Here is a 17384-nt window from a genome sequence, read left to right as displayed (position 1 = left end):
TGGAGCCAGGTTGAACCAATTGATCCGTCAGGAGATGGAAAATTAATATGACCATCCCAAACCCGCCCGCGACCCCAACCAGCTCGCCAAGTCGATCATAAGACATCGCGACGGGAGAGAAGCCTGACCGTGCCAAAAAGAACGGTTACGATGCAAACTAGCGTCCGGGTTGGCAGGTATTCAGTCCGCGCGGCTTGGAAAGTCCTGACGAGCAGCGGCATAGCTCTCAGCCGTACCACCGCGCGTTCTATGGCTCTGCAAACCGGTGTGGAAGCGGCATGTCCAAGCCCACTGCGTAGAGCCCTTGAGACCTGATATGGCCGCGTCGTGCCGACCCTGATGTTTGTGCCACGTCTCGCTGCGAGCCTCAGGATCGCGACGACGAGTCAGCCGAGGAGTTCCCCGCCATTACGAAAACGCATCTTTTTGCCCGTAGCATCGCAGGAGATGCCGGGTTTTTGACCTTTACCCAAAGCGGTGATCGGCCGGGGCGATATGGCCGATCGTCCAGTTTGGACACCAAGCCTTCCAGTCCCACCTTGCAGGCGTGCCGGAAAAGCTCTGGCCCGATCTCGCCCCGCTCGAAGTCGAGATGAAGATGCCGTCGACCCGCAAAGCCGAAGCCGCGCAGCAGTGGGTCACCGAAGCTCCCACTTATTAACGCAATGCGTCGGCTCGACTCTTGGCCGCCTGAATCCCGCCGGCATCAGCCTTCTCGTATAGTTCGCGCGCCTTCGTCGCATCGCCGCGCGTCCCGTATGTTTTCCATGTCGAAAGAACGAGGGGATCATAGGTCTCCGCGAGCATGAAGCTCGCCTGTGCGCTGCCCGTCTCTGCAGCGCGCTCGAGCACGATCCGCGCGGCACCAATATTTCCTTGGGCGAGCAGCGCGCTGGCGCGGGCGAGCAACCTGACAGCTTCCGGATTGTCTGGGGCCTTGGCGACCGCTGCCGTCGCTGTCGCAGCCGCCTCCGCAGTTTGCACCGGCTGGGCGACCTGGTTGGTCGACGCTTGCCCGACCGCAATTCGCGCGTCTGTGGGCGGCGTTGTTTTACGAAGCTGTGCCAGCGCCTGGGCCCGGTTGCGTTCCTGTTGCAGCGACTGTCGCAGCAACTCCGCCGTCGCGCCCTCGGCAGCTTCCTTGAGTTTCTTGAATTGCGCCGCCTCGTCACCCGCCGTTCTCGACAGTGCCACCTGCGTCTCGATTTCCTTCTTTGCCCTCGTCAGCTCGCTCGCCAGCGCCTCGGTCCGTTCGCGCTCTTTCTGCAGAGACGATCGCACATCCGCGGTTTCGCGCTCGGCGGCCTTCTTCACCTGCGCCGCGTCCTGGCCTGCCTTGCTCGATAACGCCACTTGGGTCTCGATTTCCCGCTTCGACTTCGCCAGTTCGCTGGTGAGCGCCTCAGCCCTGTCGCGCTCTTTCTGTAGCGAATGTCGTAGCTCCGCGGCCGCACTCTCGGCGGCCTTCTTCACTTGCTGCGCCTCATCGCCCGCCTTGCTCGACAGCGCCAGCTGCGTCTCGATGTCCCGCCGCGCTTTGGCCAGTTCGCCATTCAGTGCCTCGGTCCTGTCGCGCTCCTTCTGTAGCGACTGGCGCAGCTCGGCCGTCGCCTTCTCGGCGGCATTCTTCTGCGCAGCGTCGTCGCCTGCTTTTTTTGACAGCGCCAGCTGGGTCTCGATTTCTCGCTTCGCCTCCGCCAGTTCGCTGGTGAGCGCCTCAGCCCTGTCGCGCTCCTTCTGGAGTGACTGCCGGAACTCTGCGGTCGCACTCTCGGCGGCCTTCTTCACCTGCAGCGCCTCATCGCCCGCCTTGCTCGACAACGCCAGCTGCGTTGCAATGTCACGTCGTGCCTTTGCCAGCTCGCCGGCCAGTGCCTCGGCCCTGTCGCGTTCCTGCTGCAGAGATTGTCGCAGCTCCGCCGTCGCGGCTTCCACGGTCGGACTGGGCTGCGTCGCCACTTCTTTTGCGGGAACGTCGGCCCGGCGCAGCTCTTTCTCCAAAGGCCGCTCCTTTTCTGCACCTTGCTTGACCTGCGCAGTATTCCCCGGCGCCTGTGAGCTCGGCCGGTCGACTTGCTGGCGTAGAGCCGGATCCTGCGCCAATGAATTGGCTTTTTGCGAGTCCTGGACTGGGAGAGGGGTGTTTTGCTCGGCGACCTCAACGCCGCCTGTGCCTTTGCTGACGTTTTTCAGTTCGTCACTGTATCGCGACACATAGCCGGCGAGCTCATCGTGGAAATACCAGCCGACGAGCATCGCACCGGCCATGACTGCGGCGATCGAGGAGACGGTAAACCAGCGGGACGTGGCCCGTCCTTGCTCGGATTTGGCCTGCGCGGTCTGCGCCCCGGCCCGGACGACATCGACAGGGTCCGCATTCGCAACAAGACGAGCTAATTCCGTCGCCCTCGCGCGTGCAGCAAGGCCCGAGGGGAAACTAAAGGAGCGTGGCTCTTGCGCCGCCGGAGGGGGGAGCGGTTTGGCTTGCGTCGGCGGAATAAATTCGTCTCGCCAAAGAAATTCATCGCCTTCCTCTGGAAGATGCCTCGTTTGCCAATGCGTCGGCGTGATCTCACTTGGCTTGCCATTCTCCCTTACCCACCCACGTGCCTCAGCCGACCACTGAGCAAACTCGAAGCTTCCGCTTCCGTCATCTTCAAGAATGACGAATGTCCCATCCCTTGGAGCGGTGTCGATTGTACGGCGCATGTAAAAAGACGCCTATTCACGGGTTTTACTTATTTCTAAGAAAAAAACTTAGCGAATACAGGGACTTTACCCCACCCCATCAACGGCCTCAAGAAGTCATTTTGTGCTGTTCTGGAGGTCGGAACCCGGTCCCGGCGGGCTAAGCCGCATAGGCTTGAAATCAAACCCTAAGGAGTTGGGACACCTGACTCAAGGACAGCAATTGTTACCGGATTCGCGCGGGCGTTGGGCCAGGGCACGATTAGGAGCCAAGCTGAAAGCTCCGAAGAAATCCTGTGGGTCGGCGCGCTTTGCTCGTCGTTGTGGAATGCGACGGATTTGCCGCGGGGGGCGTGACGTCTGTTCGACACGTGCTGCCGCGCTAACGCCAGTTCATTTTCCAGGCTCGCCACTTTTTCAAGCGATTGCCGCAGCTCGGTCGTGGCAGTCTCAGCCGTCTGCTGCAATCGGGCCTGTCTTTCTTCGGCTTCCGCAATAGTTTGGCGCGCTTTGGACAACTCGGTTTCAAGATCATCTGCGCCTCGATCATTCTTCGGGTTCTGTGTCGGCGCTTGACCCACCGTGACTTGCGTGGCCGTAGCAGGTTCGCTTCCGGCATCAGCTTTGACGAGCCGAAGGGAAGGATCGGATGCGCGGTTCTTGCTGAGGTTGCTGGATATGCCTAGTCAGGCGGGCCAGAGCAATGCTACCTCGACTTAGCCCCGCCATTCGCCGGTGGGGGCTTCGCCAGCCCTGAAAACCCAACGGACGGCGAGACGACCGCCGACAACGACCAGCAGCGTAACGCCGATTGAAAAAAGCACGCGGGCAACACTAGACGGCGCTTAAATCTTTTAGCCCATCGCTCAAGCTTAAACGCAAAGCAAAGCAAAGCGAGGCTGCAGCGAGCCCAAAAAAATTTCGACTTCGGGCGCGGCGTGGCGGCCCGCAAAAGCTTGCCATTCCGTGCCGTAGCCTCTAGCGCTTGCGCTGTCTTGCTTCCCTGCTTGCTGGCACGGACATCACTGTCAACGCGACAGCCACACGCACAGATGCGCGCGTGTTTCATTTATTTGTCAATCTAAGTTGTTGCAGTTATGTCATTGCCATTGTCATGCGTCCTGATAAAACGCCGCTTCACAAAACCGGAGCAACAATGGCTAAGGCTAAGAAGGTCGTTCGCCGAGAGTGGACGAGAGACGACGTGCGCCAAATGAAGACGATGGCGAAGGCCAAAGTTGGCGTTAGAAAGATTTCGAAGGCACTCAAGCGGACCGAAGGCGCTACCCACGTGATGGCTTCCAAGCTTGGTGTGTCACTGTCGATGACGTGACGGGCCGAACCGGCCGCAGTACAATGCGTGCGGCCAATCCGTTGAGATTTCGTGGCTAGTGCGGGGATAACGCACTAGCCGTGAGCCATGCGGGAAGGAACGCCGCCTGTACTCAATGGATACTCGAGCCACCCGGTTACACCAGTCGGGGCGAATGACCCGGGCCATCCAAGCCCTTTAGCTTCCCAAGAATTACTGCGACGGATTGCCGGTCGGCTGCGGTGCCGCGTGCCCCTGAATCCAGACCACGGCCAGATACAAGTTGCCGGTATTCGCCGATGGCGTGATGGTAGCGCGAATGTGTCGCTGCGATCCAATGTACCCCAGCTTCCGACAACCGCGAAGTCGAAGATGGCCAGCACGTCCGTGCCGATCAGATCGACATCAGCAACGGCGGTTGCGCCAGACATGGCCGGGTCATTCGACTCTTCGAGCAACGTAACGAACGTGCATCGGCGTCAGCATTCGTGCCAGTGACAGGGGCCAGCGTTGCCGAGCCAACTACGCGTCAAGGTGGTGGATACGATCGGGGTATTGTCAGTTCGCGCAGTCGATTGAGGCGAGGGCTGGCTTGAAATGTAAATTGTTGGCGCTGTCGCGCAGCGTACTGATCCTAGAACATGAATGAAAAAAAGCGGGGAGGGTGACTCCCGGGCATAGGCTTATTACGACGTTGCAATTTTGAGTTTGGATAGCCTCAGCCCTACCAACGCCACCGGCAACGCGACGGCGACCATGGAAGCGGCCGCACTGCGGGCAACTGGGTGCCCGATTTGCTAATCGACCTTCCGCAATCTTCGCATTGGAGCAAGGCCATGCTTATGCTTCGCCCCAAAAGAGCGCATCTTTTCGCAACCGGGCGCCGCAAGCTCAACAAAATATTCGACCCTGTCGCGTGGCGGACCCGTGAACCGGCGGGCTGTCTGTACCTTTGGTGTCCCGGATAGAGGTGGACCAAGCCGAACTTCTCGGCTGCCTCCAGTACATGCCGCGTCGCAACGAATGCATGCCAATCAACTCCCGGATCGAGCGGAGTAACGGCAGTATTTGGCTTCAGCAAATCATCGCGGGAGCGAAACACTGGGTCACGCGAGATCACTTTCAAAATCGATTCCTCAACGCTGAGGTCCCATCAGGCGGTGGGCATGCTCAGCACACAGGATGTGATGATGGAGGTTGGCTATCCACTGACGGCCGGAAACCGTCATATTTAAGTATTTGATACCGTCGTCGAGGTGCATTGAGACATTGTTCCAAAAGAAGGCTGGATACTTATCGATAAGATCGGCTGGCGACGAATACCCGAGTTGTCGATTCATGCCGATCTCTTCAAACTCAGAATAAAGGGCATTTGCTTTGCGCGAGTACATGGGGTCGCCGAGTTGTCCTATGAGATCCGCAGCCTGCACTAATCTCGGCTCCATATCATCTGCGGAGGTTCGCTTCGGCCTAGGTGGAAAACGGGTACACTCGATTGCTTCCGCGACGCGTGCGGCATCAATGGTCGGAGATTTTCCGAGGCGTTCAAAAGCAAACAGCTTCGAGCGATCGACATGGTAAGGTGTCAGGGCTGCATCTGAAGCGCCGCGAGGAAGCCTAACTTTTTCTCCGCTCCGATCCACAACAAATTCCGTTTCAGTATCGCCACTCAGCGCGCCGCGCATATAACCGATGTCATGCAATAGGCATGCTACGATGAGATGATTGTAGTCCGAAGGCTCAATTCGTTGGCAGAGCGTTAAGCCGTGTAAAATGTCGCGCCCGACCATCGTGACTAACAATGTATGTTCAAAATTATGATAGGGAGCATCGCTCCTTCCGAGGAATTCAATCGTACTCCGCGCCAAAGAGCCAAGACGCTCTGCCTGATCATCATGCGCCGGCCCAAAAATGCGCCGAAAATCCTTGGCCAGAAACTTACCAAGCTTGTTGGCAGCCAATGCTGTGATCGTCTTCACCGACTTTCTCCAGGATCGAACTGATGCTATCCCTTTCTCGCCATGCTCGGCGCCCCTGCATTTGAGCCGTCGTAGTGAGAAGAACTCTTTTCCGCTCGCTCATTATCGTTCTGCGCAGAAATCCAGCAGCATCCACGGCAAGCCAACAACCTACCGTGCCAACGATTGACCGTGACGATGTCGTCAGTGGCGCAGGCTACTGGTTGTCCTCGAATTTAAACGACACCTTGACCTTGGCACGGTACGCTTCAATCTTGCCATCAGTGATCTGCATATCGAGTTCGACTACCTCGGCTACCCGGAGATCTCGCAAGCTTTTCGACGCACGCTCAACTGCACCGCGCGCGGCTTCTTCCCAAGACTCGGTGCTTGTACCTACCAATTCGATAACCTTATAAATGCTGCTGGCCATGGCTTTACCCTCCTGTGATTTGATACAATTTCGCTCGAGCCGTTCTTCGTCCGCTGGCGCAAATATTTCCCCCGGACCTATGCGCTCTTGGCTTCCCTGATCTCGATCTTTCGTGCCTTTGCTTGCTCTGGTCCGCCCGCCGCCCTTCTCAGGCGATCGAATTCATCGATTAAAAACTCCACCAATTTCTCGATATCAGGAACAGCGGCTCGGCAGGCGATCAGTCCGAAATCCAGATTATCCTGATAGCTCTGCACAGTGATGTTCAGGACGCTGCCGTTCGATGGAATCGAGACCGGAAAATAATTCAGCATCCTTGCGCCGGCGCAGTACAGCGGCTCCTTTGGTCCGGGCACATTTGAAATCAGGACGTTCACGATTGCTGGCAGTTGCTCGGCAAGTTTAGCGTGCCCCATCAAGCGTGCCATCCCGGTGATAATGATCGGTGCTCCCAGCCACGTCAGGTCAGCCGGAATGACATCACGAATATCCTCCAGCCGCTTCTTGGAGTCGGTGGATGAGGCAACGATGGCTTCCAGACGACGGATCGGATCGGCAATGTCCGTGGCCAGGTTGCAAAGCATCGCCGTGACCTGGTTATTCATATCGGCGTTGCCCGCTTTTCGCAGCGAAACCGGCACCGCCGCGATCAGCGGGCCATCGGGAAGCCCCTTCCGTAGCTCTAGATAGCGCCGTAATGCACCGGCACTGATCGTCATCACAACGTCGTTTATCTTCGACTTTGTGAGCTTTGCCACGGCCTTTGCGTCGCGAAGGGAGAGGGTGCAGGTTCCGAACGACCTCTGGCTTGAAAGAGACACATTGAAAAGCGTTTTCGGTGCAAGCGGAAGCATTCGAGGAGGATTAGCTAGGTCCTGCGTAGCGCGCTGTCCCACTTTTGCGATCGCCTTGGCGAGATCGGGCCAGGATTCATAGAAGGCGCGCTGTTGATTGAAAAACTTGGCGTAGGAGTCGCTGATCAGCTCGAAGATCTCAGGTGCTCTGCTGTCCTTGGCTGGCGGCGATGGAAGCGGCGCGCGTTCCGGTTCGGGCGAGGGGCTGAAGATGATCGGAAGCGCAGCCATCCCTGCGCCACCGTCGATACCGGCGTGGTGCATCTTGATGTATACGGCGAAGCCGCCAGCCTCGAGACCCTCAATTACATAATACTGCCATAACGGTCGGGCGCGATCGAGCAGGATCATGTGCAGCCGCGCAACCAGTGTCTCGAGCTGCTCTTGCGTTCCGGGTTTTGGCAACGAGGTGTGGCGAAAGTGATAATCAAGGTCAAGATTGTCGTCGTGCACCCAGACTGGATGATCGAGCTGAATCGGCGCCAACGCCAGCTTGCGCTCAAAGAAAGGAACAAGATGGAGCCGGCCCTTGAGATGGTCGCGGAACATCGCGAAGATATCGGTATCTGCCGGAGCGGGCCCGAAGATTGCCAGTCCGGCAACGTGCATAGGAGATTCCGGTGTTTCTCCGTAAAGGAAGCTGGCATCGAGTGCTGACAACCTGTCCATGGCTTTCTCCATCCGATTCGAGAAGATGCCGGAACGCTTGCCGGCGGCCTGCGCTGAAGCTATCTGCTCTGTTCCATGATCTTCGCTCGCTTCGAGTTTTGGTCGGCCTTCTTGCAGTGCGCGGCGATTGCCTCGACCAGAACGGGAATGAGACCGGCGGCAATATCGTGGCCCATCCCGGGGATAACCATGAGGCTTGATCCCGGAACCGACGCGGCGGTATGTCTGCCGGCTTCGACGGGTACCAGCGGATCGTCAGCGCCGTGAAGTACCAGCGTTGGAACGGAAAGCCTCTTGAGCATCTCGACACGCGAGCCGTTTGCCAAGATCGCGGCAAACTGGCGGCCGATTCCCACGGGATAGTAAGACCGATCGAAGGCGGCGCCGACCTTGGCTCGCAGCTCCTCGTCCGGCGTCGGATAGCCTGGGCTACCGATCACTTTATAGATTTTGACGCCGTGCTGAATCGCAAGCTCGCGGTCGCTGCTATCCGGACGGGCCTGCATGATCGCAGCCATCGCTTCGGGTTTCGCCTGTGGCAGACCGGGGTCGCCACTCGACGACATAATGGAAACCAGACTTCGTACGCGAGTGGGATATTTGGCCGCGACGATCTGCGCAATCATGCCTCCCATGGACGCTCCGACCACGTGAGCATTCTCGATTGCCAAGCGATCCATCAGCCCGACGGTATCTGCGGCCATATCGGTCAGGTCATAAGGTGGATTTAGTTTTTCCCCAGCTATCAACCGTTGCAGGACCGCGCCGGGGTCGATCGATGGCGCAGAATCGAACTTGGTCGACAGCCCGACATCTCGATTGTCAAAGCGAATAACGCGGAAGCCCCGAGCGGCAAGGTCGTCACAGAATGCCTCCGGCCAGGCAATCATTTGCGTGGCAAGGCCCATAACGAGGACGACGGCAGGATCGCTCCGATTGCCTCGATCGTCGTATGCGATCTCAATTCCATTGGCTGAAGTGACCGGCATCGATAATCCACTCAACTTGCGGGCATCGAAAATGCCCGGTTCAAACCTCAAGCCATTCCCTCCGAACCGCGTCGTTGCTCGTCAAGTCCGCGGGTGTGCCCTCAAACACAATGCGACCATGGCCCATGACGTACACGCGGTGCGATATACGCATGGCGATGGAGAGTTTCTGTTCGACCAGCAGAATTGCCACACCACGACGCGCGATTTCCGCAATCAGGTCGCCGACCTGATGAACAATGAGGGGCGCCAGCCCTTCAGTGGGCTCGTCGATCATGATCAGTTCGGGATCGCCCATCAACGTACGACACATTGTGAGCATCTGCTTCTCACCGCCAGACATGACGCCAGCGTCCGTATCCGCACGCGCGGCGAGGTTCGGAAACATGTCCAGCATGTCGTTGAGCCGCCATTTGCCAGGCTTGCGCGGGTCTTTGATCCCGAGCATCAGGTTTTGACGCACAGTAAGCCCAGGAAAAATATCGCGATGCTCTGGAACATATCCGAGGCCGAGTTGGGCGATTTGAAAACTCGGCTTGCCCGCGATGTCAGCTCCCTTGAATCGGATCGTGCCCTGTGGCGGCACTTCTCCCATGATCGCTTTGACCGTCGTCGAACGTCCTACACCGTTCCGGCCCAATAGGCTTACGACTTCACCAGCATCGATCCGCAGATCAACGCCCTGGAGAATATGGCTCTTGCCATAATAGGCGTGCAGGTCCTTGACCTCGAGCATCAAGCTGCCTCCTCGCCGAGATAGGCTTCCTTGACTTTGGGATTCGAGCGAATCTGGTCCGGCGTTCCGGTCGCAATAATGTGGCCGTAGACCAGCACCGAGATTCGGTCGGCGAGGCCGAACACGACGCTCATGTCGTGCTCGACGATCACCAATGTTCGTCCTTCGGTGAGGCGACGAATCAGCGAAACCGCCCGCTCTGTTTCCGCATGGCTCATGCCTGCGGTAGGCTCGTCGAGAAGGATGACGTCGGCGCCGCCCGCAACGGTAATGCCGATTTCCAGCGCGCGCTGTTCGGCATATGTTAGCAGCCCCGCCGGCACGTCGCGGCGTGCAGCGAGGCCGATATCAGAGAGAACTTGCGCCGTTCGGTCGCGGACCTCTTTTAAATTGTCGATGTTCTTCCAGAACGAGTAATGATGGCCGTCGGTCCAGAGGACTGCGCAACGCAGATTTTCCCATACACTCATGTTTGCGAACACGTTAGTAACCTGAAAGCTGCGCGAGAGGCCGCGGCGATTAATCTGGTAGGGCGGCAAACCGTTAATCACCTCTCCCCGAAGCGCCACCGTTCCCGACGTCGGTCTGATATAGCCGCTGATGAGATTAAACGTTGTTGATTTTCCCGCACCATTGGGGCCAATGAGCGCGTGTCGTTCGCCCTGGGACACGCTTAAGTTCAGGTCGCGGATGATCGATATGTTGCCGAAGCTTTTTTGAACGTCCTTCACCTCTATGGCGGGCGCGGTCATGCGTGGTATCCCCTTTCATGGGCTGCCGAGAGCGCCTCGCCCCAAGCCTGTGCAAGCCGCCGCCAGGTCAGTCGCGCCGCGAAAGATCCGGCGACAATCAGGAACAGAGCAATGATCCACGTGATCGGGCTCGAGGCGTTGAAGTTCACGCCGAAGGCTTTGATGTTTGGGTCATCGCCCGCATGCACGGTGTGATGCACGATCGATTCTGTCGCAAGAACGAGACCTACCACCAATGCAAGTGTTGGAACGAGCGCTATCAAATAGGACGGCAATACCTTGCCCAATGTGCCGCTCTTAAGCAGCGGCCGGTGCATCATCAGAAGCCCTGTGAGGCCTCCGGGCGCAAACGTTACGACCGCTATGAAAAACAGTCCGAAGTAAAGCTGCCAGACCGATGTCAGATCGCTCAAGCTCAGCGATAGCACGGTAACGAATATGGCTCCGACAATAGGTCCAATAAAATAGCCAATGCCGCCGATATACGTCGAGAACAACACAGTGCCGGATTGCAAGGCGCCGAGATAGGCCGAGTTGGCGATTTCAAAATTAATCGCGGCTAGAGCGCCGGCAATGCCGGCAAAGAAGCCGGCAAAGCAGAAGGCCAGATAACGAACGACGTGGGGGTCGTAGCCAACGAACTGAACACGTTCTGGATTATCCCGCACCGCATTGCACATGCGGCCAAGCGGGGTGCGCGTCAGCGCATACATGGCGATGACCGCCAGCAATGTCCATGCAGCGATCAGATAGTAGATCTGAATTTGAGGCCCGAAATTCCAGTCGAGAACCCGAAACAATTTGGTGCGGTTCGCTGAGATACCAGCTTCTCCTCCGAAGAACGTCCGCAGGATCAGAGCTGACGAGGCGATCAGTTCGGCGATGCCAAGCGAAATCATTGCGAATGCCGTTCCGCTGCGCTGGGTCGAGACCCATCCAAGCAGCGCAGCGAAGAATAGTCCGGTGAGGCCACCGATAATAGGAACCAAGGGCAACGGAATCGGCAGTTTGTTGGCGCTGATAATATTGATGACGTGAATCACCAGAAAGCCGCCTAAGCCGTAATAGACCGCGTGGCCGAACGAAAGCAATCCGGTCTGGCCGAGCAGAATGTTGTAGGATAGAGAGAAGATGATCGAGATTCCGATCAAGCTGAAGGTTGTCAGCGCGCCCCCCGAGCCGAAAAGTTTCGGCAAAGCCAGCAGTATCAGTCCTGTGACAAGCCAGATCCCATAGAATCTCAGCTTTTCGCTCAATGCGGGGTAGGGCGGCGCTACACTTGAAGTCAATTCGCTCATGTTTCACGCGTCCCCAGCAGACCCATTGGACGAAAGATCAGAATGAGTACCAGCAACATGTAAGGCATGATCGGTGCGATCTGGGCGACCGTCACGCTCCAGATGTCGGCCAGCCAGGACTGCGCGTAGGTCGGACTCAGTGGACCAAACGCGCCCTCGAGAGAGCCATTCATTGAGACCGCGAAGGTTTGGACGAGGCCGATCAGCAATGACCCAATGAAGGCGCCCGGCAGCGAACCGAGCCCACCGACGACAACGACCACGAACAGGATGGGTCCGAGCAGTGCAGCCATGTTCGACTGCGTCACCAGCGCGGGGCCTGCGATCACGCCGGCGACGGCGGCGAGGGCTGTACCGACACCGAACACCAGCATGAAGATGCGTCCGACATTGTGGCCGAGATGGCCAACCATATGCGGATGGGTGAGCGCTGCCTGAACGATCAAACCGACACGAGACTTCTTGAGAACCAATAGAAGGCCAACGAAGATCGCGATCGACACCAGCAGCATAAACATCTTGTAGGCGGGGTAATTGGTGGAGAAGATTGTGAAGGCGGGAAAATCCAGAACAGACGGAATGCGGAAATCGACGGGACTCTTGCCCCAGATAATCTGTACGAGCTCCTCGATCACGAACGCCAGGCCGAACGTGAACAGGAGTTCTGCGACATGACCGTTCCTGTGAACCTGTCGCAGACCAAATCGCTCCACCGCTGCACCAAGTCCCCCTGCCAGCAAGGGAGCGACGAGTAGCGCGGGCCAGAAGCCAAACCAGCGGCTAAGCTGGAAGCCGAAAAACGCGCCCAGCATGTAGAAGCTTGCATGCGCGAAATTGAGAACACCGAGCATGCTGAAGATGACGGTCAGGCCGCTTGCCATCAAAAACAGCAGCATTCCAAACAGAACGCCGTTCAGCGTCGATATGACGATAAGTTCGAGCACGCTCCACTCCCGAGAGATGAGCCGACCTCGCTCCGGCGAACGCTGGAGCGCAGGAAGTTTGCGCGGTGACGACGGTTAGTTCGGGCGCTCCATCTTGCAGGTGGTGGGGAGCATGGTCTGCTCAGGCTCGATCTTTGCGGCTAGCCGCCAGCCCCAGCCGGTCTTTTCCTCGTCGAACGGCTCCTTCTCCGTGCGATCGCCGAATGAAGCGATATACATGGGCTGGAAGAACTGGTGATCATCCTTCCGCATGGTGCCCTTGCCGCCGTCATAGACGTCGAATTCCATGCCTTCGAGCGCTGCCGCGACCTTGACCGGATCGAGCGACTTGGCCTTTTCGGCTGCGGCCGCAAACATTCGCATCTCGTTGACGACGCGCGGATAGAACAGGCTGAAATCGTATTTTGCGCGTAACGCCTTCTCGAAAGTGTCCGCGGCGGGATTGCCGAGATTTGGAATACCCTCAGCGATCTGGAACACCTGATGATTGAGATTGGCCTGCTTGATCGCGGTGGGACCGCCAGTGCCGCCCGCATAGTAGGTGTACCAATTCACCTTGAGTCCAGCATCGGCACTAGCTTTGAGGAGGAGCGCAAAATCCTGCCCCCAGTTGCCGGTTATGACGCTGTCAGCACCAGACGCCTTGATCTTCGCGACATACGGTGCAAAGTCAGTGATCTTCAGCAGCGGATGCAGTTCGTCGCCGACGATCTGTATGTCCGGGCGCTTCGCCTTCAGCATGGTCTTCGCTGCGGAACGAACCGACTCACCAAACGAATAATCCTGGTTAATAAGGTAAAGCTTCTTGATGGCTGAAGCACTCTTCATGTAGTTCGTGAGCGCTTCCATCTTGATGTCTGAATTTGCATCCCAACGGAAATGCCAGAAGCTGCACTTTGCATTGGTCAGCACCGGATCCACAGCGGCATAATTGAAATAGAGGACCTCTTTACCGGGATTGCGTTCGTTGTATTTTGCTACGAAATCCGTCAGCGCGCCGGCGACTGACGACCCGTTGCCCTGGGTGATGTAGCGCACGCCAGCATCGATCGCCTTCTGCGCCTGAATCAAGCTTTCCTGAGGATTGGTCTTATTGTCGAGTGGTACGATCTCGACCTTCTTGCCGAGAATGCCGCCCTTGGCATTCAACTCGTCGGCGAGAAACTGGAAGGTCTTGAAGCCGACCTCGCCGACGCTGGCACCGCCGCCCGAGAGCGGATCGATATAGCCGATTTTGACCGTCTCTTGCGCAAGAGCCACACCGCCGAGCACCGGCAACAAGGCAGCAGCTATTATCCACTGACGCATGGCACTCCTCCCTCTTGGTCGCTCTTCGTAGGCTTACAAGCATCGCCAACCGCGAAAAGACAAACCGGAAGACGAATGCAGGTGCCTTCTGTTTCGCGAGTGTTGTCCAATCGTGGGAATGCCGCAAGGAAATTAATCGAACCGACGTTTGAAGTGTCGGAACTTTTATTCACGGCCGACTGGGAGGCTGGCATCCCAGAAGATTAGGCAGCAAGAAGATGTCCGTGCGAAGGTTACCGCAGGCCAGCATGTGATTGCCGGAAGCGTTCAGGACGTTCTGTCTTGAGCGTGGCGTCTGCTGGCCTCTTCGTCGTATAGCTCCTTCTTGGATAGCTTGCCGACGGCTGTCCTCGGCAAGGCATCACGAATTTCCATCGCGCTGATCATTTCGTGCTTGCCGAGTTTGTCTTTGAGAAAATCCTTCATTTGGTCGAGCGTGATTGCGCTTGAGTGAGCCTTGAGCTTCACAAAGGCCTTGGGTGATTGACCCCGGTAATCATCGTGGATTCCGATCACGATAACTTCTTCAATGCCTGAATGCTGATAAATCGCTTCTTCGATGATGCGCGGGTACACGTTGAAGCCGCCGCATAGCAGCATGTCCTTGGTGCGGTCGACGATGAAGACATATCCGTCTTCGTCCATGTATCCAACGTCGCCGGTTCGAAGAAGGCCGTCCTTCGTCATCGTCTCCTTTGTTGCGTCCGCGCGCTTCCAGTATCCCTTCATGATGTTGGGCCCGCCAATACAAATCTCACCTTTTTCACCCAGCCCAACATAGCGAGACGGATCGTCGACATCGGCAAACTTGATGGTGATGCCAGGGATCGGGATCCCGCATGAGCCAGGCTTCACCGCCCCCTTCAATGGTGTAAATGTACCGGTGGGCGACGTTTCGGTCATGCCCCAACCTTCGGCAAGCCGACACCCGGAAATGTCCTGAAAGCGCTTCTGCACCTCGAGAGGAAGGGGGGCCCCGCCGGACGCACACCATTTGATCGAAGTGAGGTCGAGATTTTCGACACCGGGATAGTTGATGATCGCGACATACATCGTCGGTACGCCTGGAAAGACCGTAACTTTCTTTTCGCAAATATCCTTGACGACCGCAGCCGTGTCGAAACGCGTGTGCAAGATCAGCTCGGCGCCGATCCGTAGTCCCATCAGCATGTTTACCGTCAACGCATAAATGTGAAACGGCGGCAGGACGGCAAGAATCCGCTCGCGGCCTTCGTCGAGGAGCTGCGGTTGCGTGTGGGTCGTCTCTACATACTGAGCGGTCGCGCACGACAGATTGGCGTGCGTAAGCATCGCGCCTTTTGGAAGTCCGGTCGTACCGCCAGTGTATTGAAGTACCGCGACGGACTCACGCAGGTCGGCGATCGGATGCTCCGCGTACTTGCCATCGTTTTCAAGGAGTAACTCAAACGTCAGATGCCTGTTGTCGTTAGGAACGGCGGCGATTTCATCATTCTTCAGCATATGATCGCGCACGGCCGTGGGCACAGGGGTCATCTCAGCTACATTGCCGACCACAAGGGTTTTCAGCCTTGTCGTTCCGAGCAGCCGACCCATCTGCGGGTACAGTGCCTTAAGGTCCAGCGTCACGAGTATGTCGGTCTCACTGTCGTCAACCTTGTGCTCGAGAACCTTTTCCGCATCCAGGGGCGAGTAGTTGACTACCGTGCCACCGGCCTTCATCACGCCAAAGAAAGCGATGACGTAGTGGGGCGTGTTGGGCAGGTAGAGCCCGACATGCACGCCAGGGCGCACACCCAGTTTCTGAAATCCTTTCGCGGCCCGATTGGAAAGGTCGCTGAGATCTCGATAAGAGATCCTTTTGTTCATAAAATCGAGGGCCGGGTTGTTTGGCCACTTTGCAACTGATTGCTCCAAAATCTGCGAAACCGGCATCATCGCTAAGTCCGCGTCCCAGCGGACGCCCGGCGGATACGACTTGATCCAAGGTGCAGCAGGCATGACCCATTCCTATCCACTGAGCGGAGGGCTAGTGCTACGTTGCGGTCTATCGTCGCTTTTCGAATGATCAATGATCGTCGCGATCGATCGATTTGACAAGAGTTGTTCGCCACGTGGCCGGTATATCGATTGTGGCACCGAAACAGTGAGCGTGGCCAGTCAGCGATTGCGTCTAGGCGAGCAGCGATGAAAAATCGGTTGTCGCAAGTCGAGCTGCCGCCCTATCAAATCACATTGAGGTCAAGGGTGTTATTTTCCGACTAGGCCGATGCGACGGGCGGCGCGGCAGGCGCCCATTTGCCTCATCTTCTTCTTGAACGGGTGGAACGACAGGCAGCGGATGGGTTTCCAGCCAAAGCTGGCGCGCCAAACCGACTGGTTCCAGGCCGGCTGTCACCCACCAATCTCTTTCTTTGCTGGCGCGGTGCAGCTCGCGATGATGCGCTCGGCACAGCGGCACTGTAAATTCGTCGCTGACCTTTTGGCCGAGCCCGCGGGGCTGTGCAAACGCAAATGGTGTGGATCACACGGCTCGCGGCCGCAGACAAGGCAGGGGTGGCTAGCGACAAAGCGCAGGTGCTGCCGGTCTCGCTGCCGTTTGGTCTCCGGCAGGGTTAGCACGCTCTTGTCGATGCGCGATCGGACCTCTGGGGTCGCTATGGGGAATTGCAGTTCGTCTGACGCGGTATCCGCCTCCGACGTCATTTCGCCGCGGGCGAGCCGGACCTGAAACGCCGCCCTTACCTTGTCGCCATCTGCAGGCGTCAGGGAGTTTGCTTTTGGCCAGGCTTGCAGCGTCCAGGCGTCCAGATCGTCCTTGAGTCCCAACCCGTCGAGTTCGGCCAGCAACTGGTCCAGCAGCGCTGCAGAGGCTTCAGCCGGCAGGACGCTGAAGTGAGCACCGTTGGCACGCTTGCGGGCGTTCTGGAACGTTTTCGCTGGCAGGGTCTGGCCGTTCGTACTGGATTGCGGCCGCCTGTGTGTGGGGGCTGGCTCCGCCGGTTGGGGACCAGCATCGGGTGCATCGAGATCATCATCGCCGGCGATCCCGACCAGGGTAAAGAGGCCGTAGCGCCGGGCATAGGTGAGGGCGGAGCCCATCCGATGCGGGGCCGCGGTCTCGGTGACGGGACAGACCGGCCAGTCTGAGGCCACCCATTCGCCGGAAGCATGGAGAAGGGTGGTGGTGAGCTTGATCAGACCGGTCTCCGGCTCTATCGCCGTTGCCTGAACGGTCGCGATCTCGTGCTTGCTGAGGCATTTTCGGACAATATCCAGTCCACTTGCCAGCGAGGCATACCGAAAGGTACGGCTCTCCTCTCGCGGGAATGGCGAAGGGATGGTCGCCGTCAGCGACTTTTCCGGGTTCTGGATTTCCGCCTGCGCTCTGGCGAGGGCGGCGCCTATGTTGCTGATCGACTGGCTTGCACGTTGCATCGGTAACTCCGTTGAATAAAGAGTGG

General features: G+C 57.7%; 13 protein-coding genes. 1 reads left to right on the top strand and 12 read right to left on the bottom strand.

Annotation, left to right across the window (positions count from 1 at the left end; all coding sequences use genetic code 11):
• Positions 1–657 precede the first annotated feature (657 nt).
• Complete coding sequence (locus tag JQ611_RS12345) at positions 658–2709, bottom strand: hypothetical protein (RefSeq protein ID WP_212465575.1); 2052 nt, start codon at positions 2707–2709, stop codon at positions 658–660.
• A gap of 1039 nt (positions 2710–3748) precedes the next feature.
• Here JQ611_RS12345 and JQ611_RS12340 point away from each other — a divergent pair.
• Positions 3749–4021 (top strand): hypothetical protein, encoded by a 273-nt coding sequence (locus JQ611_RS12340; RefSeq protein WP_212465672.1) that lies wholly within the window; start codon positions 3749–3751, stop codon positions 4019–4021.
• 1115 nt (positions 4022–5136) lie between these two features.
• Here the strand turns inward: JQ611_RS12340 and JQ611_RS12335 are convergent.
• From JQ611_RS12335 to JQ611_RS12285, 11 genes are all read right to left on the bottom strand, one after another.
• Positions 5137–5979, bottom strand: coding sequence for an HD domain-containing protein (locus JQ611_RS12335; RefSeq protein ID WP_212465574.1), 843 nt, complete (start codon positions 5977–5979; stop codon positions 5137–5139).
• A 196-nt stretch (positions 5980–6175) separates the two neighbouring features.
• On the bottom strand, positions 6176–6391 hold the full coding sequence (locus tag JQ611_RS12330; RefSeq protein WP_212037254.1) for a dodecin family protein: 216 nt from the start codon (positions 6389–6391) through the stop codon (positions 6176–6178).
• A gap of 77 nt (positions 6392–6468) precedes the next feature.
• Entirely contained in the window at positions 6469–7914 is a 1446-nt protein-coding gene (locus tag JQ611_RS12325) for a wax ester/triacylglycerol synthase family O-acyltransferase (protein ID WP_212465573.1), read from the bottom strand.
• A 59-nt stretch (positions 7915–7973) separates the two neighbouring features.
• Positions 7974–8954, bottom strand: a complete 981-nt coding sequence (locus tag JQ611_RS12320; protein ID WP_212465572.1) for an alpha/beta fold hydrolase — start codon at positions 8952–8954, stop codon at positions 7974–7976.
• On the bottom strand, positions 8944–9639 hold the full coding sequence (locus JQ611_RS12315) for an ABC transporter ATP-binding protein (RefSeq protein WP_212465571.1): 696 nt from the start codon (positions 9637–9639) through the stop codon (positions 8944–8946). Before JQ611_RS12315 ends, JQ611_RS12320 begins: the two co-directional genes overlap by 11 nt.
• Positions 9639–10391, bottom strand: coding sequence for an ABC transporter ATP-binding protein (locus JQ611_RS12310; protein ID WP_212037257.1), 753 nt, complete (start codon positions 10389–10391; stop codon positions 9639–9641). Before JQ611_RS12310 ends, JQ611_RS12315 begins: the two co-directional genes overlap by 1 nt.
• Positions 10388–11689 (bottom strand): branched-chain amino acid ABC transporter permease, encoded by a 1302-nt coding sequence (locus tag JQ611_RS12305; protein ID WP_212465570.1) that lies wholly within the window; start codon positions 11687–11689, stop codon positions 10388–10390. Before JQ611_RS12305 ends, JQ611_RS12310 begins: the two co-directional genes overlap by 4 nt.
• The gene (locus JQ611_RS12300) at positions 11686–12633 is read right to left on the bottom strand and encodes a branched-chain amino acid ABC transporter permease (RefSeq protein ID WP_212389267.1); all 948 of its coding nucleotides are present in this window, start codon (positions 12631–12633) and stop codon (positions 11686–11688) included. Before JQ611_RS12300 ends, JQ611_RS12305 begins: the two co-directional genes overlap by 4 nt.
• A gap of 75 nt (positions 12634–12708) precedes the next feature.
• On the bottom strand, positions 12709–13941 hold the full coding sequence (locus JQ611_RS12295; RefSeq protein ID WP_212037260.1) for a branched-chain amino acid ABC transporter substrate-binding protein: 1233 nt from the start codon (positions 13939–13941) through the stop codon (positions 12709–12711).
• A gap of 267 nt (positions 13942–14208) precedes the next feature.
• Entirely contained in the window at positions 14209–15921 is a 1713-nt protein-coding gene (locus JQ611_RS12290; RefSeq protein WP_212465569.1) for a long-chain fatty acid--CoA ligase, read from the bottom strand.
• Positions 15922–16314: 393 nt separating this feature from the next.
• Positions 16315–17358, bottom strand: coding sequence for an ERF family protein (locus JQ611_RS12285; protein ID WP_249133114.1), 1044 nt, complete (start codon positions 17356–17358; stop codon positions 16315–16317).
• Positions 17359–17384: the final 26 nt, after the last annotated feature.

The sequence above is a fragment of the Bradyrhizobium sp. AUGA SZCCT0182 genome (assembly GCF_018130185.1).
GTDB lineage: Bacteria > Pseudomonadota > Alphaproteobacteria > Rhizobiales > Xanthobacteraceae > Bradyrhizobium.
This window is presented reverse-complemented; position numbering and strand designations above follow the sequence as displayed.